Origin of the sequence: Micromonospora sp. C95, assembly GCF_018070465.1 — a bacterium.
GTDB lineage: Bacteria > Actinomycetota > Actinomycetes > Mycobacteriales > Micromonosporaceae > Micromonospora.
Window position 1 is genome coordinate 304,332 of record NZ_JAGPXT010000002.1, and the last position, 22,287, is coordinate 326,618.

Annotated in this window: 14 protein-coding genes; 1 reads left to right on the forward strand and 13 read right to left on the reverse strand. The window is 69.2% G+C overall.

Annotated features, from left to right (window positions below; genetic code table 11):
• Positions 1-359: 359 nt before the first annotated feature.
• The 12 genes from KBX00_RS04010 to chvE all read right to left on the reverse strand — a co-directional run bounded on the left by KBX00_RS04010 (position 360) and on the right by chvE (position 17,331).
• Positions 360-2,456 (reverse strand): RICIN domain-containing protein, encoded by a 2,097-nt coding sequence (locus tag KBX00_RS04010; protein ID WP_210823299.1) that lies wholly within the window; start codon positions 2,454-2,456, stop codon positions 360-362.
• 384 nt (positions 2,457-2,840) lie between these two features.
• Complete coding sequence (gene araA / locus KBX00_RS04015; RefSeq protein ID WP_210823301.1) at positions 2,841-4,343, reverse strand: L-arabinose isomerase; 1,503 nt, start codon at positions 4,341-4,343, stop codon at positions 2,841-2,843.
• Positions 4,344-4,370: 27 nt separating this feature from the next.
• The gene (gene yjfF / locus KBX00_RS04020) at positions 4,371-5,357 is read right to left on the reverse strand and encodes a galactofuranose ABC transporter, permease protein YjfF (protein WP_210823302.1); all 987 of its coding nucleotides are present in this window, start codon (positions 5,355-5,357) and stop codon (positions 4,371-4,373) included.
• Positions 5,358-5,513: 156 nt separating this feature from the next.
• Positions 5,514-6,587: an ABC transporter permease gene (locus KBX00_RS04025; protein WP_210823304.1), complete on the reverse strand. Its 1,074-nt coding sequence runs from the start codon at positions 6,585-6,587 to the stop codon at positions 5,514-5,516.
• Positions 6,584-8,125 (reverse strand): sugar ABC transporter ATP-binding protein, encoded by a 1,542-nt coding sequence (locus KBX00_RS04030; protein WP_210823306.1) that lies wholly within the window; start codon positions 8,123-8,125, stop codon positions 6,584-6,586. The genes KBX00_RS04025 and KBX00_RS04030 overlap by 4 nt, the downstream gene beginning before the upstream one ends.
• 180 nt (positions 8,126-8,305) lie before the next feature.
• The gene (locus KBX00_RS04035) at positions 8,306-9,313 is read right to left on the reverse strand and encodes an ABC transporter substrate-binding protein (protein ID WP_374225246.1); all 1,008 of its coding nucleotides are present in this window, start codon (positions 9,311-9,313) and stop codon (positions 8,306-8,308) included.
• A gap of 121 nt (positions 9,314-9,434) precedes the next feature.
• The gene (locus KBX00_RS04040; protein WP_307868034.1) at positions 9,435-10,127 is read right to left on the reverse strand and encodes an L-ribulose-5-phosphate 4-epimerase; all 693 of its coding nucleotides are present in this window, start codon (positions 10,125-10,127) and stop codon (positions 9,435-9,437) included.
• The gene (araB, locus tag KBX00_RS04045; RefSeq protein WP_210823308.1) at positions 10,124-11,794 is read right to left on the reverse strand and encodes a ribulokinase; all 1,671 of its coding nucleotides are present in this window, start codon (positions 11,792-11,794) and stop codon (positions 10,124-10,126) included. Before araB ends, KBX00_RS04040 begins: the two co-directional genes overlap by 4 nt.
• 169 nt (positions 11,795-11,963) lie before the next feature.
• Positions 11,964-13,208 (reverse strand): ROK family protein, encoded by a 1,245-nt coding sequence (locus KBX00_RS04050; RefSeq protein WP_210823310.1) that lies wholly within the window; start codon positions 13,206-13,208, stop codon positions 11,964-11,966.
• A 123-nt stretch (positions 13,209-13,331) separates the two neighbouring features.
• Complete coding sequence (gene mmsB / locus KBX00_RS04055) at positions 13,332-14,576, reverse strand: multiple monosaccharide ABC transporter permease (protein ID WP_210823312.1); 1,245 nt, start codon at positions 14,574-14,576, stop codon at positions 13,332-13,334.
• Complete coding sequence (gene mmsA / locus KBX00_RS04060) at positions 14,573-16,120, reverse strand: multiple monosaccharide ABC transporter ATP-binding protein (protein ID WP_210823314.1); 1,548 nt, start codon at positions 16,118-16,120, stop codon at positions 14,573-14,575. The genes mmsB and mmsA overlap by 4 nt, the downstream gene beginning before the upstream one ends.
• Before the next feature lie 80 nt (positions 16,121-16,200).
• Positions 16,201-17,331, reverse strand: coding sequence for a multiple monosaccharide ABC transporter substrate-binding protein (gene chvE / locus KBX00_RS04065; protein ID WP_307868035.1), 1,131 nt, complete (start codon positions 17,329-17,331; stop codon positions 16,201-16,203).
• Positions 17,332-17,816: 485 nt separating this feature from the next.
• On the opposite strand from chvE, the gene KBX00_RS04070 reads away from it, so the two are divergent.
• Positions 17,817-19,127, forward strand: a complete 1,311-nt coding sequence (locus tag KBX00_RS04070; RefSeq protein WP_210823316.1) for a hypothetical protein — start codon at positions 17,817-17,819, stop codon at positions 19,125-19,127.
• A gap of 119 nt (positions 19,128-19,246) precedes the next feature.
• Here the strand turns inward: KBX00_RS04070 and KBX00_RS04075 are convergent, their stop codons facing one another.
• Positions 19,247-22,249, reverse strand: coding sequence for a glycoside hydrolase N-terminal domain-containing protein (locus KBX00_RS04075; protein WP_210823318.1), 3,003 nt, complete (start codon positions 22,247-22,249; stop codon positions 19,247-19,249).
• Between the last annotated feature and the right edge of the window lie 38 nt (positions 22,250-22,287).

The window sequence follows — 22,287 nt, forward strand, 5'->3', positions numbered from 1 at the left end:
GTGGAGGCGAGGCGGGTCCTGGTCGAGGGTGGCAAGGCGGAGGAGGAGGCCATGCCGGTGTTGCATGGCCGACGACGACGCCGCCAGCCGACGTGCCAGGGCGCGTCGCAGGCCCGCCAGTCTTATTTCCGGTCGCTCCAAGTCGTTTGTGCTCTCAGCTCGACAGCGCCAGCACCGTCGCAGCAACTGCGGTGTCCAGGAGCGTTGGCGATGTCGCGGCGAGGTCCAGGCGGCGGTCCGGCAAGGCGGAGGCGGGCGAGAAGGGGCCTGTCGCCCGCTCGGCGGGCAGGCGACAGGCCCCGGTCTGGGGGTGGACCGGCCCCGGCACCGGTAGGACGCCGGGCCGGTCCACCGTCACGTCACGGCGTGGCCAACTCGAAGCGACGTACCGTCACCGATCCGCCCAGCGCCTGGGTGGCGTAGTTGAAGATGGCGAACCGGTAGCCCATGAAGAACGTCCAGTTGTTGTTCAGCGTCAGGGCGTTGCCCAGCGGGACGAAGGTGACCCCGTCGGTGCTGTACGAGAAACGCGCCTGCCGGCCGGAGCCGGGCCGGATGTCGGCGTTGGCCCGCAGCCAGATCCGCCCGCCGGAGACCGCCGCGCTGGCGATCTCGCTGCCGGTGCTGCTGGTGTCCCAGTTGCTGTTCATGTTCAGCCCGTTGGTCATCACCACCCGGGTGGCACCGTTGTCCCGTCGGACGCCGATCCAGGCCGAGACGTCGCGCAGCATGGCCAGGCCGGCGCGGTCGCCGTCGCGCATCGTCGAGTAGTCGATTTCGACCGTTCCGGTCGAGGTCGGGCCCTGGATGCGGTGGGTGATCGTGTTGCGGGCCCGGTAGAGGTCGTTGGTCACGGTGGCGGTCTGCAGCCGCAGCCCGTTGTTCACCGACCATCGGCTGTTGTCCGGGTTGTGGTTCCACTCGTACTGCGGGCCGAGGGTGGTGCCGGTGAACGTGTCGACGCCGGTGAGCGGCTTGACCGGGCGCAGCGGCAGCGGGTTCGGGTAGTTGACTCCCCAGGCACCGTTCACCGTCTGCACCTGCGGCCACCCGTCGGCGGTCCAGGTGATCGGCGCGAGGGTCGGCATCCGACCGCCCGGGTACGCGTCGGTGAAGGCCATGTAGTACCAGGAGCCGTTGGGCAGCTGCACCAGTCCACCCTGGTGCGGCACCCCGCCGCCGGAGATCGGACCCTGCATGTTGAGCAGCACCTGGCGCTGCTCGTACGGACCGAACGGACCGTTCGTGGACTTGAGCACGTACTGGCCGTTGGCCGGGCGGGTCAGCCAGATGTAGTACGCGCCGTTGCGCTTGTAGAAGCGCGCCCCCTCCAGGGTGCCGATGCTCGACGGGGTCTGGTAGACCTGCTGGGCCCGGACCTGGCTGCGTCCGTCGGCGGAGAGCTGCGCGACGCTGATCGTGCCGTTGCCGTACGCGACGTACATGGTGTCGTTGTCGTCGATGAGCATCCCCGCGTCGTAGTAGCACTGCGGCAGGGTGGCGTGCCGGCTCCAGGTGCCGTCGACGGCCGTGGCGGTGTAGATGTGGGTCTGGGCGAAGTTGATGCACCCGGCCCAGTAGTAGGTCTGGTTGCTCGGCCGGTAGTTGAGCGTGGAGGCCCAGATGCCCTCCACGTACGCCTGCTGCCCGGCGGGTAGGTCGTACTTGGTGCCGAAGTCCAGCCGGGGTACGGAGTGCCCGGCGAACTCCCAGTTCACCAGGTCGTACGAGCGCAGGATCGGCGCACCGGGCGAGTAGTGCATGGTGGAGGCGGTCATGTAGTAGACCTCGCCGACCCGGATGACCTCGACGTCGGCGAAGTCCTGCCAGACGACGGGGTTGGTGAAGCTGCCGCCGGGGGGCGGGTCGGTGGGGGTGCCGCCGCCGTCGACGCGGACGAGTTGCCACTGCTGGTTGGCGCCGCCCCAGTCGTCGTACTGCACGATGTTGCCCCCGTCGGCGGTCGAGGCGTTCTGCACCTCCAGCACCTTGTTGGAGTTGCGGTTGATCAGACGTACGTAGCCGCCGGCCGAGTCGGCCAACCGGAACTGCTGGTTGGTCCCGTTGTGGTCGCTCCACTGCACGATCGACGCGCCGTTCGCGGTGGAGAAGTTGTACACGTCGAGCACCTTGCCGGAGTGCCGCGACCGCAGCCGGTAGTAGCCGCCGCCGGAGTCGACGAACTGCCACTGCTGCCACGCGCCGTCGTTGCGCGCCCACTGGGTGATCCGCGCTCCGTCGTTCGTGGCCATGTTGTAGACGTCGAGCGCCTTGCCGCTGTTGCGGTTGACGAGCACGTACCACGCGTTGGTGTCCACCGTGGCGGCGACCGCGGGCGACGGGGCCACCGCGGCGAGGGAGACGCCCACCACCGTGGTCGCCAGGATGGCCGCCACGCGCGACAGCCAGCCGCGCCGGCCCGGCGTGGTCCGGGGGACCTCACCAATGGCAATCATGATTCTCCTTCGGGATGCGAGCAGAACGAACAGGGCGGAACGGCTGTGGCCTACGCCGTCGCCGCCGCGATTCAGTTTGTGATCGCTAACATGACCGCTCTGCCCAAGGGAGAGATCAGGTGACCACCAGTTGTGCAGCAACATGACACGTCCCGGACGGCCACAGATATCGTCCGCCTTCACTATCGACTGTGAGCGATAACACGGCCTTCGTCAAGACGTAACATCAACGACTCGCGCGCCACTCGCGGAGAACTGCTAGCGGTCCCCGGCCGATGAGGGTGGCGCATCGGCCGGGGACGCCTGCCACCCGCCGGCGCGAGCAGCCGAAGGCGTGGCACACGGGCCGCTGTGCGCGGTCCGCCACACCGGCGTCGGACGGGGTCAGAAGCCCCGGGCGAGCCGGTAGTACGCCTGGTTCCAGCGCAGTTCGTCGGCGAACCGACGGGGGTCGGTGTCGGCGTCGATGACGACGAGTTCGGTACGGCTCATCTCGGCCAGGTCGTGCAGTTCCTCCACGCCGACCGCCTGGGACAGCACGGTGTGGTGGGGGGCACCGGCGGTGATCCACGCCTCGGCGGAGCCGGGCAGGTGTGGCCGCGGCCGCCAGACCGCCCGGGCGACCGGCAGCCGGCGCAGTGGCTGCGGCGGAGGCACCACGTCGATCTCGTTCGCCACCAGCCGGAAACGCTCGCCCATGTCCGCCAGGCCGAGCACCACCGCCGGGCCGGGCGCGGCGTCGAAGACCAACCGGACCGGATCCTCGCGACCACCGATGCTCAGCGGATGGATCTCCACGTTCGGCACGTCACCGGCGATCGACGGGCACACTTCCAGCATGTGGGCGCCGAGCACCAGTTCCTCACCCGGAGTGAGGTCGTAGGTGTAGTCCTCCATGAACGAGGTGCCACCCTCGGTGCCGACCGCCATCGCCTTGAGGGTGTGCACCAGCACCGAGGTCTTCCAGTCTCCCTCACCGCCGAAGCCGTAGCCGTCGGCCATCAGCCGCTGCACCGCGATGCCGGGCAGTTGACGCAGTCCGCCCAGGTCCTCGAAGTTGGTGGTGAAGGCCCGGAAACCACCGGCGTCCAGGAAGGTACGCAGGCCCAGTTCCAGCCGGGCGGCGTAGCGCAGCGAATCGTGCCGCTCGCCGCCGGGCCGCAACTCGGCGGCGACCCGGAAGGTGTCGTCGTACTCCTTGACAAGATCGTCGATCTGCGCCTCGGCCACCTCGTCGACCACCCGCACCAGGTCGTTGACTCCGTACGTGTTCACCGAGACCCCGAAGCGCAGCTCCGCCTCGACCTTGTCCCCCTCGGTGACGGCCACGTCGCGCATGTTGTCGCCGAACCGCGCCAGCCGCAGCGAACGCATGGCCGACCAGCCGATCGCCGCCCGGGTCCAGGCACCGACCCGGGAGACCACGCGCGGGTCGGACACGTGCCCGGCGACCGTCTTGCGGGCCACCCCGAGCCGGGTCTGGATGTACCCGAACTCCCGGTCGCCGTGCGCGGCCTGGTTGAGGTTCATGAAGTCCATGTCGATCTCGTCCCACGGCAGTAGGACGTTGGCCTGGGTGTGCAGGTGCAGCAGCGGCGTCTGCAGCGCGTCCAGGCCCGAGATCCACATCTTCGCCGGTGAGAAGGTGTGCATCCAGGCGATCACCCCGACCGCCCCCTGCGTCGCGGCATCCCGGCAGGTCCGCAGGATGTCGGCGCTGGTGGTCAGGACCGGCTTCCAGACCACCCGGGCGGGAATGTGCGGCGATTCGTCGAGCAGAGCGGCGATCTGACGGGACTGGTCGGCCACCTGCCGGAGCGTGTCCTCGCCGTACATTGCCTGGCTTCCGGTGAGGAACCAGACCTCAGGTGCAGGGTGTGTTGCCATGGGAGTTGCCTTCCGCGAGAGGGGCGGTCACTTGTAGCGGATGCCGATGAGGCGCTGGAGCAGGATGAACGCGAAGAGCAGGCCTCCGATCACGATCTTGGTCCACCAGGAGTTGAGGCTGCCGTCGAAGGTGATCAGGGTCTGGATCACGCCGAGTACCAGCACACCGAGCACCGTGCCGAAGATGTACCCCGAACCCCCGGTGAGCACCGTGCCACCGATGACCACGGCCGCGATCACGTCGAGCTCCATCCCGATGGCGATCAGCGGGGCGCCGGAGAGCGTGTAGAAGGACAGCAGGATCCCGCCGATCCCCGCGCACAGGCCGCTGATGGTGTAGACGGCGATCCGGGTCCGGCCCAACGGCAGCCCCATCAGCAGCGCCGACTGCGGGTTGCCGCCGATCGCGTAGACGTTGCGCCCCAGTCGCGTGTACGCCAGCACGTACGCGGCGATCAGGACCACCGCGAACGCGACAAGCACGCTGATCGAGACGAAGTTGCCCCGGGGATCGCCGATCCGGTACTGCGACATGGTGGTCCAGAACCCGTCGTTGATCGGAATCGACGCGTTGCTGATGAACGTGCACATGCCCCGGGCGAAGAACATCCCGGCCAGGGTGACGATGAAGGGCTGGATGTCGAAGAAGTGGATCGCGCAGCCCATCAGGAACCCGAGCGTGGGCCCGATCAGCAGGGCGATCACCAGCACCAGCAGCGCGGGCAGGCCGGACTGGAGCAGCCACGCCGAGACCATCGCGGTCATCGCCGCCACCGAACCGACCGACAGGTCGATGCCGCCGGTGAGGATCACGAAGGTCATCCCGACGGCGATGACGAGCAAGAAACCGTTATCGATGAAGACGTTGAAAACCACCTGGATGTTGGAGAACGCCCGGTACTGGGACACCCCGATGCCGTACATCACCAGCAGCAGCGCCAGCGTCGCCAGCACCGGCATGTGCCGCCGGGGCAGCCTGGCCCAACTCGGAGCGGAGATCGAAAGACTACTCATGCCGGCACTCCGCTCCGCTCCGTGCCGCCATGAGGCACCAACACCCTGCACTGACGATTCGCTCGCTGACGCTCACTCATGCCGGCACTCCGCTCCGCTCCGTGCCGCCATGAGGCACCAACACCCTGCACTGACGATTCGCTCGCTGACGCTCACTCATGCCGGCACCTGCTCCTTCTGCCGCTGCGGCGACGACTGGGGCGGCGGTGGTGTCCCGGACCGTCGCCGGCGGAACTTCGCCCGGAAGGCCGGTGCCTGGATGAGGCAGACCGCGATGACGACGACCGCTTTGAACAGCAGCGCGGTCTGGGGTGAGATGTTCATGGCGTACACCGTGGTGGTGAGGGTCTGGATGATCAGGGCGCCGAGGATCGTGCCGCCGAGGTAGAACCGGCCACCGGCCAGCGACGTGCCGCCGATGACGACGGCGAGGATCGCGTCCAGTTCCACCCACAGGCCGGTGTTGTTGCCGTCGGCGCTGGAGACGTTCGCGGTCATCATGAACCCGGCGATCGCGGCGCAGGCGGCGCTCACCACGTAGACGAGGAAGACGACCCGACCGGACCGGATGCCCGCCAGCCGGCTGGCCTCCCGGTTGCCGCCCACCGACTCGACGATCATGCCGAGCGCGGTGCGCCGGGTGAACGCCGCGACCAGCAGGGCCGCGGCCAGCGCGATGAAGATCGCCAAGGGCAGGGTCAACAGGTGCCCGAGCCCGATCGCCCGGTACGGACCGGAGTTGATGGTGATGATCTGGCCCTCGGCGACCAGCTGTGCGAGACCCCGGCCGGCCACCATCAGGATGAGCGTGGCGATGATCGGCTGGATGCCGATGACGGAGACCAGGACCCCGTTCCAGGCGCCCAGCGCCAGCGCGGCCCCGAGCGCCATCGCGAGCGCGGTCAGCACGGTGACGAGGTTGTCCTGATCCGGTGCCCGGCTGATGTAGAGGCAGGCGATGGCGCCGCTGATCGCGCACACCGAGCCGACCGACAGGTCGATACCGCCGGTGGAGATGACCAGGGTCATGCCAAGTGCGACCAGGATCAGCGGTGCGCTCAGCCGCAGGATGTCGATCGGGGTGCCGTACAGGTGCCCGTTGTTGACCTCGACGGACAGGAACCCCGGGCGGTAGACGGTGTTCGCCGCCAGCATGACCACGAGCACGGCGACCGGCCAGAACAGCCGGTGGCCGAGCAGGGTACGGAAGCGGTTCCCGGCGTCGCTCATCGGCTCGCCTCCTCGTGCTCGGCTCCGCTGGCGATGGTCTGCATCACCCGGTCGGCGTCCACAGTGTCGTCGTTGTCGAGCTGGGCGACCAGTTGACGGTCACGCATCACGGCGATCCGGTGACTCAGGCGCAGTACCTCCTCCAGTTCGGCGGAGATGAACAGCACCGCCATGCCACCGTCGGAGAGCTGTACCACCAGCTTCTGGATCTCGGCCTTCGCACCGATGTCGATGCCCCGGGTCGGCTCGTCCAGGATGAGCAGTCGCGGCTCGGTGATCAGCCAGCGGGCCAGCAGGACCTTCTGCTGGTTGCCGCCGGAGAGGTTGCGCACCGGCATCTCCGGGTTGGCCGGACGGATGCTCAACGCCTTGATGTACCGGTCGACCAGCTCGTCCTGACGACGGCGTGGAATCGGACGCAGCCAGCCCCGGGCCGCCTGCATGGCCAGGATCATGTTCTCCCGGACCGACAGGTCCGCGATGATCCCCTCCGCCCGCCGGTTCTCCGAACAGAAGCCGATGCCCTGGTCGATCGCCTGCACCGGGTTGCGTAGGCCCGTGCGGGTGCCGTCCACCTGTACCTCGCCACGATCGGCGCGATCCGCGCCGAACAACAGCCGCGCCACCTCGGTACGCCCGGAGCCGAGCAGCCCGGCCAGGCCGACCACCTCCCCGGCGTGGATGGTCAGGCTGAACGGAGCGACCGCACCCCGGCGGCCGAGGTTCGACACCTGGACGAACGGGGCACCGCCCTCGGTCGCCGTCGCCGTCTGCCGGGGGTGTTCCTCCATGAGTTCGAGAACGTCGAGCTCCTTGCCGATCATCTTCTCCACCAGCGCCAGCTGTGGCAGCTCGGCGATCGGGTACTCCCCCACCAGCGCGCCGTTGCGCAGCACGGTGATCCGGTCGGCGATGCCGTAGACCTGGTCGAGGAAGTGGGTCACGAAGAGGATGGCGATGCCCTCGTCCCGCAGCTGCCGCATGATCCGGAACAGCTGCGCGACCTCGCCGGCGTCAAGGCTGGAGGTCGGCTCGTCCAGGATCAGCACTCGGGCCTGCACGTCGATCGCCCGGGCGATCGCGACCATCTGCTGCACGGCCAGGGAGAAACTCGCCACCGGCGCGGTGACGTCGATGTCGAGGTCCAGCCGGGCCAGCAGCTGGCGGGCCCGCCGCCGCACCTCGCCCCAGTTGACGGCACCGAGGCGGCGCGGCTCCCGGCCGATGAAGATGTTCTCCGCCACGGACAGGTTCGGGCAGAGATTGACCTCCTGGTAGACCGTGCTGACCCCGGCCGCGGCGGCTTGCATCGGTCCGTTGAAGGCCACCTGCTCGCCGTCGAGGGTGACGGTGCCCTCGTCGATGCCGTACACGCCGGTCAACACCTTGATCAAGGTGGACTTGCCGGCGCCGTTCTCGCCCATCAGGGCGTGCACCTCGCCGGGAAAGAGCCGGAAATCGACGTTGTGGAGTGCGCGCACCCCGGGAAAGGACTTGCTGATCCCGGTCATCGTCAGGACCGGACGACTATCCGTCATCCCATCGATCCTCTTCTACTTTTCATCGATGCGGAAGGGCCAGTTGTCCCGGCACGCCGCCCGGCCGGCCAGCTGGCCGGCCGGGCGGCGTGGGCACGGGACGTCGGGCCGGCCGCCCAGTCCGTCGGGAATGGGCGACGCGGCGGGGCCGCCACGTCGGTGCGGCGGCCCCGTGCGTCATCAGTACTTGCGGTTGGGCAGGGCCTCCTTGGCCTGCTCCTGGGTGAAGGTGGTCTCCTCGGTCTCGATCCGCGGCGGCACCTCCTCACCGGCGTGCACCTTCTTGGCCAGGTCCATCAGCTGTGGGCCGAGCAGCGGGCTGCACTCCGCGATGAAGTTGAACTTGCCGTCGGCCAGGGCCTGCATGCCGTCCTTGACCGCGTCGATGGTGATGATGGTGATGTCCTTGCCGGGCTCCTTGCCCGCCGCGGTGATCGCCTCCAGCGCGCCCAGACCCATGTCGTCGTTGTGCGCGAAGAGCACGTCGATCTTCGGGTGCGCCTTCAGGAACTGCTCCATCACCTGCTTGCCGCCCGCCCGGGTGAAGTCGCCGGACTGGGAGGCGATGACCTTCAGCTTGGGGTCGGCCGCGATCGCCTCGGCGAAGCCCTTCTTCCGGTCGTTGGCCGGCGCCGAGCCGGTGGTGCCCTGCAACTCGACGATGTTCACGTCGCCGGTCGCGTCCTTCTTGTTCTCCACCAGCCACTCACCGGACAGTCGGCCCTCCTTGACGAAGTCCGAGCCGAGGAAGGTCTTGTAGAGCGACTTGTCGGCGGAGTCCACCGCCCGGTCGGTCAGGATGACCGGGATGCCGGCGTCCTTGGCCTCCTTGAGCACCGTGTCCCAGCCCGACTCCACCACCGGCGAGAAGGCGATCACGTCGACCTTCTGCTGGATGTAGTTGCGGATGGCCTTGATCTGGTTTTCCTGCTTCTGCTGCGCGTCGTCGAACTTCAGCTCGATGCCAGCCTCGGTCGCCGCCTCCTTGATGGAGTTGGTGTTGGCCGTACGCCAGCCGCTCTCGGCACCGACCTGGGAGAAGCCCAGGACGAGCTTGCCGTCGTCGCCGCCGTCGCCGCCGCTGCCGGTGTCGCTGTTGCCGCAGGCCGCCACGGCGCCGGCGAGCAGCACGGCGGCCACGACCGCCATGGCGCGCCGACGCGCCATGGGCATTCGCATGTTCCTCATCGGATCTCCTCGGGTGGGGTGCGGTTGTCCACGCCGGCCGCGGAGGTACGCGAGCGGCCGACGCTGGTGGTGCGGATCCTGTGCGTCAGTTGGTACCGGGCGACCCGGCTCACCGGGTCGGTCAGGAGTTCGCCGGGGGCGAAGAACGTTGGCCGTAGACGTTCTGGTAGCGGTCGTAGAGGGCGTCGATGTCGGCCTGCGCCATCGGTACCGGTTGCCCGAGCGCTCGCGTCAGGTGCGCGGTTCGGGCGACGTCCTCACACATCACCGCGGCCTTTACCGCGGCCCGGGCGTTGCGCCCGATGGTGAACACGCCGTGGTTGCGCATCAGCACCGCGGGCGAACGGTGCCCGGTGAGGGTGCTGACGATCCCCTTGCCGATGTCGTCGCCGCCGATCAGGGCGAACGGACCCACCGGGATCTCCCCGCCGAACTCGTCAGCCTGCGCGGTGAGGTGGCACGGGATCGACTCGCCGCGCGCCGCCCAGGCGGTGGCGTACGTGCTGTGGGTGTGCACGACACCGCCCACCTCGGGCATGGCGCGGTAGACGTAGGCGTGCGCCGCGGTGTCGCTCGACGGCGACAGTTCCCCCTCGACCGGCACGCCGTCGAGGTCGCAGAGCACCATGTTGTCGGCCGACAGGTCGTCGTAGTCGACGCCGCTCGGCTTGATCACCATCAGCTCGTGACCGGGCACCCGGGCGGAGACGTTGCCGGCCGTCCAGGCGACCAGACCGTACCGGGTCAGTTCCCCGTGCAGCCGGGCCACGCTCTCCCGCAACTCGCTGATCTGTCGGCTCACTTCGACGTTCACGCGAACACCTCCTGCGGCGACGACGCCGACTCCACTGCCGCGTTGCGGATCGCCCGCAGCCGCAGCATCACGTCGTTGGCGCCGCGACCGAAGTGGTCGTGCAGCGCCCGGTACTCGGCGTAGAGGGCGTCGTAGGCGCGTACCCGATCCGGGTCCGGTTGGTAGACCCCCGCCGACATCCGCCCCATCGCCTGGGACGCCTGGTGGATCGAGGAGTGGGCGCCGGCGGCCACGGCGGCGTGGATCGCCGAACCGAGCGCCGGCCCCTGCGCCGAGCCGATGATGCCCAACGGCCGGTTGGTGACGTCGGCGTAGATCTGCATCAGCAGCTCGTTCGAGGTGAGGCCACCGGCGATCACCAGGTCGTCGACCGGCACACCGGCCTCGACGAACGCCTCGATGATCATCCTGGTGCCGTACGCCGTCGCCTCCAGCAGGGCCCGGTAGATGTCCTCCGGGCGGGTGGCCAGGGTCAGCCCGACGATCAGCCCGCTGAGGTCGTGGTTGACCAGCAGCGAACGGTTGCCGTTCCACCAGTCGAGCGCGACCAGACCGTGCGCGCCGACGGGCTGCGCGGCGGCCAGTTCGGTGAGCCGCTCGTGCGAGTCGACACCGGCCGGGGCGGCGTGCTTGACGAACCAGCCGAAGATGTCGCCGACGCCGCTCTGCCCCGCCTCGTAGCCCCACGCACCGGAACTGATGCCACCGTCGACCACGCCGCACATCCCGGCCACCTCGGCGAGATCGGTGCCGTTGACCACATGGCAGGTCGAGGTGCCCATGATCGCCACCAGTCGGCCCGGGTCGAGCGCCTGGGCGGCGGCCGCGGTCACGTGCGCGTCCACGTTGCCGACCGCGACGGCGATCCCCTCCGGCAGCCCGGTCCAGGCCGCGGCCCGGGCGGTGAGTCCACCGGCCCGCGCGGCGAGGGGCGTCAGCGGGCCGTCCAGTTTGGCCACGAAGTCCCCGAAACCAGGGTTGAGCGCGGTGAGGTAGTCCGTCGACGGGTAGCTGCCGTCCTGGTGGATGCCCTTGTAGCCGGCGGTGCAGACGTTGCGGGTCTCGACGCCGCACAACTGCCAGATGATCCAGTCCGCCGCCTCGATGAACCGCTCGGCCCGGTGGTAGACCTCCGGATCCTCCTCCAGGATCTGCAGGCCCTTGGCGAACTGCCACTCGGCGGAGATCTTGCCGCCGTAGCGGCCGATCCAGGGCTCGCCACGTTCGTGGGCCAATGCGTTGATCCGGTCGGCGTGCGGCTGGGCGGCATGGTGCTTCCAGAGCTTCACCCAGGCGTGCGGTCGCTGCCGCAGCTCCGGCACCTCGCACAACGGCGTACCGTCGGCAAGCGTCGGCAGCACGGTGCAGGCGGTGAAGTCGGTGCCGATGCCCACCACGTCGGCCGGGTCGACCCCGGCGGCGGCCACCGCCGCCGGCACCGCGTGGCGCAGCACGTCGCGGTAGTCCTCCGGGTCCTGCAACGCCCAGTCCGGCGGCAGCGGCGTACCTCCGTCCGGCAGCGCGGAGCTGATCACCGCGTTGCGGTACTCGTGCACCGCGGTTCCCAGCTCGGCACCGTCGCGGACGCGGACCACCAGGGCCCGCCCAGACAGGGTGCCGTAGTCGACGCCGACGACGTACTTGTCGCCCGCTGCCACACCGCTCATCTTCACCTCCGGCCGATGACGGACCTCAGTGTTAACGCTCACATCCGATGTCGTCAAGACACCTCCCGGCAACAGCTCCGTAACGGACTGCATGGTCGCAGGCCCGCCCCCTGGTCGGCTACCCCGGTGCCATCGCATCGACCGTGATTCCGGTACCGACCACCCGTGCTCACGTCTCCGGGCGCCCCCGCGAAGCCCTCGTCAGCCGGACGCCGACGGCCGAGGGCACCGGTTCGGTGAACACCGCCAACGGATCGTCGAGCAACCGGGCGAAACCGAGTTCCGCCGCGCCGACCAGGGTGGCGTCGTCGCCGAGGGCAGCGGTACGCAGTTTCACCGTCTCCCGGGCCACCGGCAGCACGTGACGGGCGATGCGGGCGCGCACCTGGGCGGCGGCTCCCGGGTACAGGTCGCAGAGCATCCCACCGAAAACCACCATGCCCGGATTGAACAGATTGATCAGGTTCGCCACCCCGATGCCGAGCCAGTCACCGACCCGGCGCAGCGCCTCCCGTGCCGCCGGATCGCCACGGTCGGCGTCGTCGGCCACGGACCGGACGGCGCGACGCCCGAACAACTCGGCGGGCCGACCGGCGGCGTCGAGCAGCGCCCGCTCGCCGACCTCCGCCTCCAGGCAGCCGTACGAGCCACAACCGCAGGGCCGGCCGTCGTACGGATTGACCACCATGTGCCCCAACTCGCAGCCGTAGCCACTGTCACCGCCCAGCAGCCGCCCGCCGACGATGATCCCCCCGCCCACGCCGACGTCACCGTGCAGGTACACGAGGTCGTCGAGGCCGACTCCCGCGCCGCGCTGCTGCTCCGCCTGCGCGCCGAGGTGGGCCTCGTTGCCCACCGCCACCGGCAGGCCGAGGCCGAGGCGACGGCCGAGTTCGCCGCCGAACGCCTGGTCGACCCAGCCGAGGTCGGGCCCGTACCGCACCATCCCGTCCCCCGGCCGGATCATCCCGCAGTACGAAGCACCCACGCCGACGCACCTGGCGCCCGGCGGTGCCGCCAGGTGCAGTTGCCGCCCGAAGCGGGCGAGGACCGCGACCACGTCGTGCAGGTCCGGACCGGCGCGCGGACGCACCGCCTCCCGCCGGTCCAGGATCATGCCGCCGAGTCCGACCCGGGCAGCGACCAACCGGTCCACGGCGACGTCGAAGGCCAGGACGTAGCAGCGCTCGACGGCCGGTCGCACCACCAGGGACGGGCGGCCGGCTCGGCCGGTGTCCACCGGCGACTCCTCGCCGACGAGGCCGACCCGGCTCAGGTCGGTGGTCAACCCCATGATGGTGCTGCGGTTCAGGCTCATCCGTTCGCCCAACTCGGCGCGGGACAGCGGACCACGCAGATGCACCTGCCGCAACAGCGTGCCGGCGCTACGTCGGCGGATCTCCTCCTGGACCAATGCGACCTCCGCAGCTCAGCTCCGGGCGACGCGGAGCTGACCCGAGGAGTGTTTCCGCACCGTCACCCGGCGTCAAGCGCGGGGCGCGGGGCCGGCCCCGCGCCCCGACCCTGAGGCCCTCGCTCAGCGGCTGGCACCGGCGCGGCGCTTGTTGTAGACGTCGAAGGCCACGGCGACCAGCAGCACGAGGCCCTTGACCACCGACTGCAACGACTGGTCCACACCCATCAGCTGCATCCCGTTGCTCATCACCGCCATGATCAGCCCGCCCACCATCGCGCCGACGACCGTACCGACACCGCCGGTGACCGCCGCGCCGCCGATGAACGCCGCGGCGATCGCGTCGAGTTCGAACATGTTGCCCGCCGCGGGCTGCGCACCGTTGGAGCGGGAGGAGAAGATGATGCCGGCCACCGCGGACAGGAAGCCCATGTTCACGAAGATCCAGAAGTTCACGGTCCGGACCTTGACCCCGGACAGCATCGCCGCCGAGAGGTTGCCACCGATCGCGTAGACCTGGCGTCCGAAGACCGTCCGCCGGGTGAGCAGTCCGTAGACGAGCACCAGGGCGGCCAGGATGATCAGCACGATCGGCAGGCCACGCGCGTGGGCAAGTTGCCAGGCGAACCACATCACCACGGCGCCGACGAGCGCCATCCGCGCGACGAACAACGCGAAGGACTCGACGGGCTGCTGGTAGCGGACGCGGGCCGCCCGGGTGCGGAAGCCACTCACCACGTAGCCGGCCACCGCGATGCCACCGATGAGCAGGGTGAAGGCGTCGTAGCCGTCGCCACCGATCAGTCCGTTGAGGAACCCGGCCGCGATCCGGTTGTACTCGGCCGGGAACGGCGACAGCGAGATGTTGTCCAGCACCCGCAGGGTGAGGCCGCGGAACAGCAGCATGCCGGCGAGGGTCACGATGAACGCCGGAATGCCGACGTACGCCACCCAGAAACCGTGCCAGGCGCCGACCGCGATCCCGACCACCAGGGCTGCCAGCACGCCGACCCACCACGGTTGTCCCTGCCGGATCACGACCACCGCGGAGACCGCGCCGGTAAGCGCCACCACCGAGCCGACCGAGAGATCGATGTGTCCGCCGATGATCACGATGACCATGCCGATGGCGAGCACCAGGATGTACGAGTACTGAAGGACGATGTTGGTGATATTGCCCGGGCTCAGCGACAGACCGTCGGTCAGGAACGCGAACAGGGCGACGATGACGACGAGAGCGACGAAGATGCCGCTCTGCCGCAGATTGTTCATGATCAGCGTACGCGGGTCGCTGGTGCCGACGTGCACTGCGGCGGAAGCGCTCTCAGCCGACTTCCGGTCGGCCGAGGTGGGCTTGGTGCTGGTCATCCGACGCTTTCCTTGTCCTTCGCCATGAGTTCCATGAGCTTTTCCTGGGTCGCCTCGGCGACCGGCACCTCGCCGGTGATGCGCCCGGCCGACAACGTGTAGATGCGGTCACACATGCCGAGCAGCTCCGGCAGTTCGGAGGAGATCATGATGACGGCCTTGCCGTCGGCCACCAACCGGTTGATGATCGTGTAGATCTCGAACTTGGCACCGACGTCGATACCCCGGGTCGGCTCGTCCAGGATCAGCACCTCGGGGTCGGTGAACAGCCACTTCGACAGGACGACCTTCTGCTGGTTGCCGCCGGACAGCTTTCCCACGATCGACATCACGCTCGGCGCCTTGATGTTCATGTCGCGCCGACTGGTCTCGGCGACCTTGATCTCCTCGTTGTCGTGCACCCAGCCCAGCCGGGCGAGCCGGCGCAGGCCGGCGGCCGAGATGTTGCGCCGGATGTCCTCGATGAGGTTCAGGCCGAAGCGCTTGCGGTCCTCCGTCGCGTACGCGATGCCGTTGCGGATGGCCTCCGCGACGGTGCGTGCCCGCACCTGCCGGCCGTGCATGAACACCCGACCGGTGATGTCGCGACCGTACGCGCGCCCGAAGACACTCATCGCCAGTTCGGTCCGCCCGGCCCCCATCAGCCCGGCGATGCCGACGACCTCGCCGGCGCGCACGTTCAGGTTCGCGCCGTCGACGACCAGGCGGTCCTGGGTCGGGTGGCGCACCGACCAGTCCTCGATGCGCAGCACCTCCTCCCCCGGCGTGGAGACCCGGTCGGGGTAGAAGCTGTCGATGTCGCGGCCGACCATGCCGCGGATGATCCGTTCCTGGGTCACCTCGCCGGAGGCCATCTCGAGCCGCTCCACCGTCCGCCCGTCCCGCAGCACCGTGGTGGAGTCGGCGATCGAGGTGATCTCGTTCAGCTTGTGCGAGATCATGATGCAGGTGATGCCCTCGTCGCGCAGGCGTCGCATCAGGTCGAGCAGGTGGGCCGAGTCGATGTCGTTTAGCGCGGCGGTCGGCTCGTCGAGGATGAGCAGCCGGACCTTCTTGGAGATGGCCTTGGCGATCTCCACCAGTTGCTGCTTGCCGACGCCGAGCTGCACCACCGGCGTCATCGGATTCTCCGCCAGCCCTACCGAGGCGAGCAGTTTCGCCGCCTCGGCGTTGGTGCGGTTCCAGTCGATCAGCCCGCCGGGCCCGCGCTGCTCGTTGCCGAGGAAGATGTTCTCGGCGATCGACAGGTACGGCACCAGGGCGAGCTCCTGGTGGATGATGACGATGCCCCGCTGCTCGCTGTCGCGGATGCCCCGGAAGTGCACCGGTGCGCCGTCGAGAAGGATCTCGCCGTCGTAGCTGCCGGAGGGGTAGACCCCGGAGAGCACTTTCATCAGGGTGGACTTACCGGCGCCGTTCTCGCCGCAGATGGCGTGGATCTCCCCACGGCGTACCGCGAGGGTGACGTCCTGGAGCGCCGCCACGCCCGGGAAGGTCTTGGTGATGCGACGCATCTCGAGGATGTTGTCGTCCGTGCTCACCATCCTGAGCCTCCAGATCGTCGTGGGTGTCAGGGGTGGCGCCGGGCTCGGCGGCGATCGCGCCACCGAGCCCGGCGGTGCCGTCAGCCGGCCTGGCCGGCGGCGACCTCCTCGGCGGTGAAGTAGCCCGAGTCGATCAGGACCGGCTTGATGTCGTCCTTGTACACCGTCTGGACCGGCAGCAGGTACGACGGGACGACCTTGACCCCGTTGTTGTACGTCTCGGTGTCGTTGGCCTCCGGCGCCTTGTCGGTCAGGAACGCCTCGGCGGCGACGACGGCCTGTTCGGCCAGCAGCCGGGTGTCCTTGAAGATGGTGGAGCTCTGCACCCCGTCGTCGATCAGCTTCACCGAGGCGATCTCGGCGTCCTGGCCGGTCACCACGGGGAAGTCGGCGCCCTTGTAGCCGGCGTTCTGCAGGGCGGTGATGATGCCCCGCGACAGCCCGTCGTACGGCGACAGCACGCCGTCGACCTTGGTGCCGCCGGTGTAGCTGGAGGTCAGCAGGTCCTCCATCCGCCGCTGCGCGGCCTCCTGCTGCCAGCGCAGGATCGCCACCTGCTCGATGTTGGTCTGCCCGGAGGTCACCTTCAGGGTGCCGTCGTCGATGAACGGCTTCAGCGTGTCCATCGCGCCGTCGAAGAAGAAGTGGGCGTTGTTGTCGTCGAGCGACCCGGCGAACAGCTCGATGTTGAACGGGCCCTTCGCCTCACCCTTCGCGCCGTCCTTGGTCTGCACGCCGAGGCCGACCAGCAGGGCGGTCGCCTGGGCGACGCCGACCTTGTAGTTGTCGAAGCTGACGTAGAAGTCGACGTTCGGGCTGTCCCGGATGAGCCGGTCGTAGGCGATGACCGGGATGTCCGCGTCGGCCGCCGCCTGCAACTGCCCGCTCAGCGCCGTGCCGTCGATCGCCGCGATGATGAGCACGTCGGCACCGCGAGTGATCATCTGGTCGACCTGCTGGGACTGGGTGGGAATGTCGTCACCGGCGTACTGGAGGTCGACCTGGTAGCCCTTGGCTTCGAGCTTCTCCTTGACGGAGTTGCCGTCCGCGATCCACCGCTCGGAGGTCTGGGTCGGCATCGAGACGCCGATCGTCAGGTCGCCGGGCTGGTCGCTGTCGTTTCCGCCGCTGCCGGCGCCGTCGCCACTACAGGCCGCCATGCTCAGCGCCAGGGCGGCGCTACCGAGAGCGGCCAGGAGTCGTCTGTTCACTGGCTTCCCCAATCTGGAACTCGCGCCGTCGCACCGGCTGCGCGGGTCGCACTTGGGGCCCAAGTGTTAGCGCTCACAATGCGTAGGTCAACACCTGGTTGGAAATACTGCGGTCACGGTCTCGTAACGAACAACGCGCTCACCCATTCGACCGAGTCGTCGCAGGTCAGAGCACTGATCACGAGGGGCGACCGGGAGGTTGCGCAAGCCGATCGGAGGCTGGCCATCGACGTCAGAGAATACGGCAAGCCAGGCCTGGCGGACACCCCTCCGTCCACACCCGACCGGCCGACGGTCGGCACGCCGCCACGGCGCGCCGATGTGAACACTCGGTTTCCACGCCGTTACCAAGGCGACCCTTGACACGGGCCGGGCCGACGCCGATGCTCTGCTAAATCAGTTTAGCGCCCGCTGTTTCGGAGCTCGACAGGGCCGCTCCGGCGCGGAGCCGGACCAGACGGACGCGCGTCCAACGAGGAGGGCCGATGAGACTGCGCAGGACGTTCGTCTCCGTCGCTGCGGTGCTGCTGCTGGCCACGTCCGGTACCGCCGCCTACGCCGCGACCAGGGATCACGGCGGCGGCACCGGTGGCATCCGCAGCGTCACCCCGATCACCACGGTCTACACCTACGGCCAGAAGGTCTCGGCCGTCGCCGTCGAGTACGGCGCGACGGTCAACCCCCGCAAGATCGACAACTCGACCTTCGCGGTCTCCGACACCAGCTACAACTTCCGCTTCAACCCGATCGAGGATCTGCCCAAGCTGACCGAGCGGACGATCATCCACACCTACACCAACAGCACCGCCAACGTCCGCGCCGACCGCCGGTCGGTGCCCGGCCGGTACGTCATCGTCGAGTTGGACCCGGACCAGAACGCCGGCTGGACGGTCATCGTCTCCAAGTGCCCGACGTTCCTGTGCACGGTGAAGGTCAACCCGGAGCTGCCGACCCGGGTGACCCAGCGCAAGGACGTGCACGCCCAGCCGGGCAAGGGCAGGGGTGCCGGGCCGGTGCTGGCCAAGGGCGCGCCGCGTACCTCGCACGGAGTCACCGAGGCACCGGTGAACCTGCTCGTCGACGAGTTCCGCTACGGCTCGTACCTCAGTGGCGGCATGGTGCTGCCCTACCACTACCACCTGCCGAAGAACTACCAGCCCGGCCGGACGTACCCACTGATGGTCGTCCTGCCCGGGCACGGCATGGGCTGGGACGGCGACAACACGGGCGTGCAGATCGCCGCCGACATCCCGGCGACGGCCTGGCTCCAGCCGAGCGTCACCGGCAGCCGGGAGGACGTCATCGTGCTGGCCCCGCAGAACCAGCGGGTGGGCGACGTGGCCGAGGCGGAGCTGCTGGTCAAGCTGGTCGAGCAGTTCAGCAGGGACCACGCGGTGGACACCGAGCGGGTGTACGCCACCACCGTGTCGTACGGCTCGCGGCTGCTGTGGGAGGCGTTCGCCAAGCGCCCCGACCTGTTCACCGCCGGCCTGGTCACCGGTGGTTTCCAGGTCAGCGCCGGTCAGGCGACGGCCATCGCCGGCGCGGAGATCCCGCTGTGGATCACCCACGGCGTCAACGACCACCTGCTGAACATCTCGCTGGCCCGCAACTCGCGGGCGGCGCTGCGTTCGGCGTACGAGGCGCGGGGCGTCTCGTCCGAGCGGATCGCCGAGTTGCTGCACTACACCGAGTACGGCAACGAGGCGTTCACGCTGCCCGACTACCACGCGGCCTACGGTCCGACCTACGACGACCAGAGCATCCTGCAGTGGCTGCTGGCCCAACGGAAGTGAGTGTGGCAGGGCCAGCCGGGACGTGACCGACGGGGCTCGCCGGCCGCGACAGGGGTGTCGTGGCCGGCGAGCCCGGTCTGTTGCCGTCGACGGTGGCCTGGACGACCCGCCCGCAGTCGTCAGCCGCCGATGGCGATGGCGAAGATGTGCATGGTCGGCACGTTCGCCGCCGGACGTGCGCTGATGTTCGGCAGTTCCACCCGGGCCACCGGCTTGTTCTGCAACGCCACCCCGACGTAGTAGACGCAGGCGGCGGTGTTGTGCCGCTGGTTGCCGGGCCGGTTCTGGTACGCCATCACGACGGCGGCGGTGCCGCCGGAATGCGGGCCGCCGTACCAGTCGGGGGTGCTGAGGGTGAACGTCTGCCGGGTGCCGTCGGCGTAGACCACCGCGGCCGTGCCCGACACGGCCCCGTACGTGCCGGTGGCGAGGAAGCCGAGCGTCCGGCCGGTGCCGGTCAGACCGATCGACTGCCCGGAGGCGATGGCGTTGTCCGCACCGCCCGGTGCCACGTTGGGCCAGCGGAAGGTGACCCCGTTGCGGCTCACCGTGCTGCCGGGCGTGACCCCGGCCTGGGCCAGCGCCTGCGCGGAGAGGGTGGCACCGTTGCCGTCGAAGTTTCCGGCGCCGGTGTTGTTGTCGTTCGTGGTGCTGACGTTGGTGAAGCTCTGCTCCAGCGGCGGTGCGGAGGGCGCGCCGCCCGACCCGGTGGCCCGGTAGCTGCGCCCGGCCGCCACGGTCACCTCGATCAGGTCGTTCTCGACCTTCGTGGTCCGGGCCGGGGTGCCGTCGGCGGCATCGACAACGGTGTGGTTGCCGGTGAACATGCGGCCGCGCAGCCGGACGGTGCCGGCCCGGTCCGGCCGGACGAGGATCTCGGTGGCCTGGCCGTTGCTCCAGGTGATGCCGACGGTGTGACCGCCCCGGCCGCGCAGGCCGCTGACCTGTCCGTTGGGCCAGGCCGCCGGCAGGGCCGGCAGGATGTGCAGTTCACCGACGTGGCTGTGCAGCAGCATCTCCGCGATGCCGGCGGTGGCACCGAAGTTGCCGTCGATCTGGAACGGCGGGTGCAGGTCGAACATGTTCGGTGCGAGCCGGGCCGGAGTGGCGAGGAAGCGGATCAGGTCGTGGGCGCGGTTGCCCTCCTCCATCCGCGCCCAGAAGTTGATTTTCCAGGCGAGTGACCAGCCGGTGCCGTCGTCGCCCCGGATCTCCAGGGTGCGCCGGGCCGCCTCGAACAGTTGTGGAGTGCCCCGCCGGGTGATCTGGTTGCTGGGTGCCAGTCCGTAGAGGTGCGAGATGTGGCGGTGGTTCCGCTCGGTCTCGACCCAGTCGTAGAGCCACTCCATGATGTTGCCGCGCGACCCGATGCGGTTCGGCGCGAGCCGGTCCCGGGTGGCGCGCACCTGCGCCCGGAAGGTGGCGTCGGTGTTGAGGATCTCGCTGGCCCGGGCGCATCCGTCGAAGAGATCCCGCAGGATCTGGTTGTCCATCGTGGGCCCGGCGCACACGCTGGCGTCGGCGTGGTGGCCGATCTCCGGCGAGTTCGACGGGTTGGTCACCAGGTAGCCGAGGCTCGGCTCGGTCACCAGGGTGTCGAGGAAGAACTGCGCCGCGCCCTTCATCGCCGGATAGTTGGCCCGGAGGAACTCGACGTCCCCGGTGAACAGGTAGTGGTCCCAGATCAGGGTGGCCAGCCACGCACCGCCGGTCTGCCACATGCCCCAGAAGGCACCGTCGACCACGGAGGTGGCCCGCCAGGCGTCGGTGTTGTGGTGGGTGACCCAGCCGCCGGCACCGTACTGCACCTGGGCGGTGCGGGCCCCGGCCACCGCGAGATCCCGGACCATGTCGAAGATCGGCTCGTGGCACTCGGACAGGTTCGTGGTGTTGGCCGGCCAGTAGTTCATCGGCAGGTTGGCGTTGATCGTGTACTTCGAATCCCAGGCCGGGGTCAGCGAGTCGTTCCAGATGCCCTGGAGGTTCGCCGGCTGGGTGCCCGGCCGGGAGGACGAGATCAGCAGGTACCGACCGAACTGGAACAGCAGTGCGGAGAACTGTGGATCGTTGACGCTGTTGTGCTGGGCGATCCGGACATCGGTCGGCTGGTCCGCCGCCGAGGTACGGCCCAGGTCGAGGCTGACCCGCCCGAACAGCGTCTGGTAGTCGGCGACGTGCCGGCTACGCAGCTGGTCGTAGCTGCTGGCCCGGGCCGCGGTGAGGTGCCGCCGCGCGATGCCCTGGTAGTCGCCGCCCACGTTGCGGTAGTTGACGTAACTGGAGCCGATCGAGACCAGCAGGGTCACGCTTGTGGCGTTGGTGACCCGCAACGTGCCACCGGAACTGCTCACGGTGCCGCCGCTGACGGTGGCGTTGGCCAGCGCCAGGAACCGCACCGCACCGTTGACGCCCTCCTGGTTGCCGGAGAGGCCGTCCAGGGCGATGGTGGTGCCGTCGGGGCTGGAGACGGAGTTCCGCTGCGGGCTGTCGAACGTGGCGGTGAAGGTGATCGAGCCGGTCCGGTCGGCGGTCAGCCGCATCGCGATGACCTGGTCCGGTGCGCTGGCGAACGTCTCCCGCTGGTACCGCACGCCGTTCATCACGTACGACACGCTTGTCGTCGCGGTGGTGAGGTCCAACTGTCGCTCGTACTGCGACGTTCCGCCCGAGGTCGGGAAGGCCAGCCGGAGGTTGCCGACGGTCTGGTACGCCAACTGCCCGACCGGGTTGCCGAGCATGTTCTGGTTGATCAGGTTCTGCGCCTGGGTCCACTGGTTGGCGAACACCAGGCGCCGGATCTCGGCCAGCGCGCCCTGCCCACGGGGGTTGCTCGGGTCGTGCGGTCCGCCGGCCCAGACGGTGTCCTCGTTGAGTTGTAGCCGCTCCGCGTCGACGTTGCCGAAGACCATGGCACCGAGGCGCCCGTTGCCGATCGGCAGCGCCCGCAGCCAGTCGGTGCCGGCGGCTTCGTCGTACCAGAGCGCCAGGTCACCGGCGGCCAGCACCTGTGGCGGTGCCGCCGAGTCCGCCCGGGCCACGGCGGTCCACGGCAGCGGCAGCAGGGCGCCACCCGCACCCGCCGCGCCGATTGCGAGGGCCTGCCGTCGAGTCAGGTCTGACATCGATCCTCCAACCGTGACCGATCCGGCCAGGCGAAGCC

Bases quoted from the DNA above. Each gene is read 5' to 3' on its own strand.
- KBX00_RS04010 (WP_210823299.1), bottom strand. From the start codon at position 2,456: ATGATTGCCATTGGTGAGGTCCCCCGGACCACGCCGGGCCGGCGCGGC.
- araA (WP_210823301.1), bottom strand. From the start codon at position 4,343: ATGGCAACACACCCTGCACCTGAGGTCTGGTTCCTCACCGGAAGCCAG.
- yjfF (WP_210823302.1), bottom strand. From the start codon at position 5,357: ATGAGTAGTCTTTCGATCTCCGCTCCGAGTTGGGCCAGGCTGCCCCGG.
- KBX00_RS04025 (WP_210823304.1), bottom strand. From the start codon at position 6,587: ATGAGCGACGCCGGGAACCGCTTCCGTACCCTGCTCGGCCACCGGCTG.
- KBX00_RS04030 (WP_210823306.1), bottom strand. From the start codon at position 8,125: ATGACGGATAGTCGTCCGGTCCTGACGATGACCGGGATCAGCAAGTCC.
- KBX00_RS04035 (WP_374225246.1), bottom strand. From the start codon at position 9,313: ATGAGGAACATGCGAATGCCCATGGCGCGTCGGCGCGCCATGGCGGTC.
- araB (WP_210823308.1), bottom strand. From the start codon at position 11,794: ATGAGCGGTGTGGCAGCGGGCGACAAGTACGTCGTCGGCGTCGACTAC.
- mmsB (WP_210823312.1), bottom strand. From the start codon at position 14,576: ATGACCAGCACCAAGCCCACCTCGGCCGACCGGAAGTCGGCTGAGAGC.
- mmsA (WP_210823314.1), bottom strand. From the start codon at position 16,120: ATGGTGAGCACGGACGACAACATCCTCGAGATGCGTCGCATCACCAAG.
- KBX00_RS04070 (WP_210823316.1), top strand. From the start codon at position 17,817: ATGAGACTGCGCAGGACGTTCGTCTCCGTCGCTGCGGTGCTGCTGCTG.
- KBX00_RS04075 (WP_210823318.1), bottom strand. From the start codon at position 22,249: ATGTCAGACCTGACTCGACGGCAGGCCCTCGCAATCGGCGCGGCGGGT.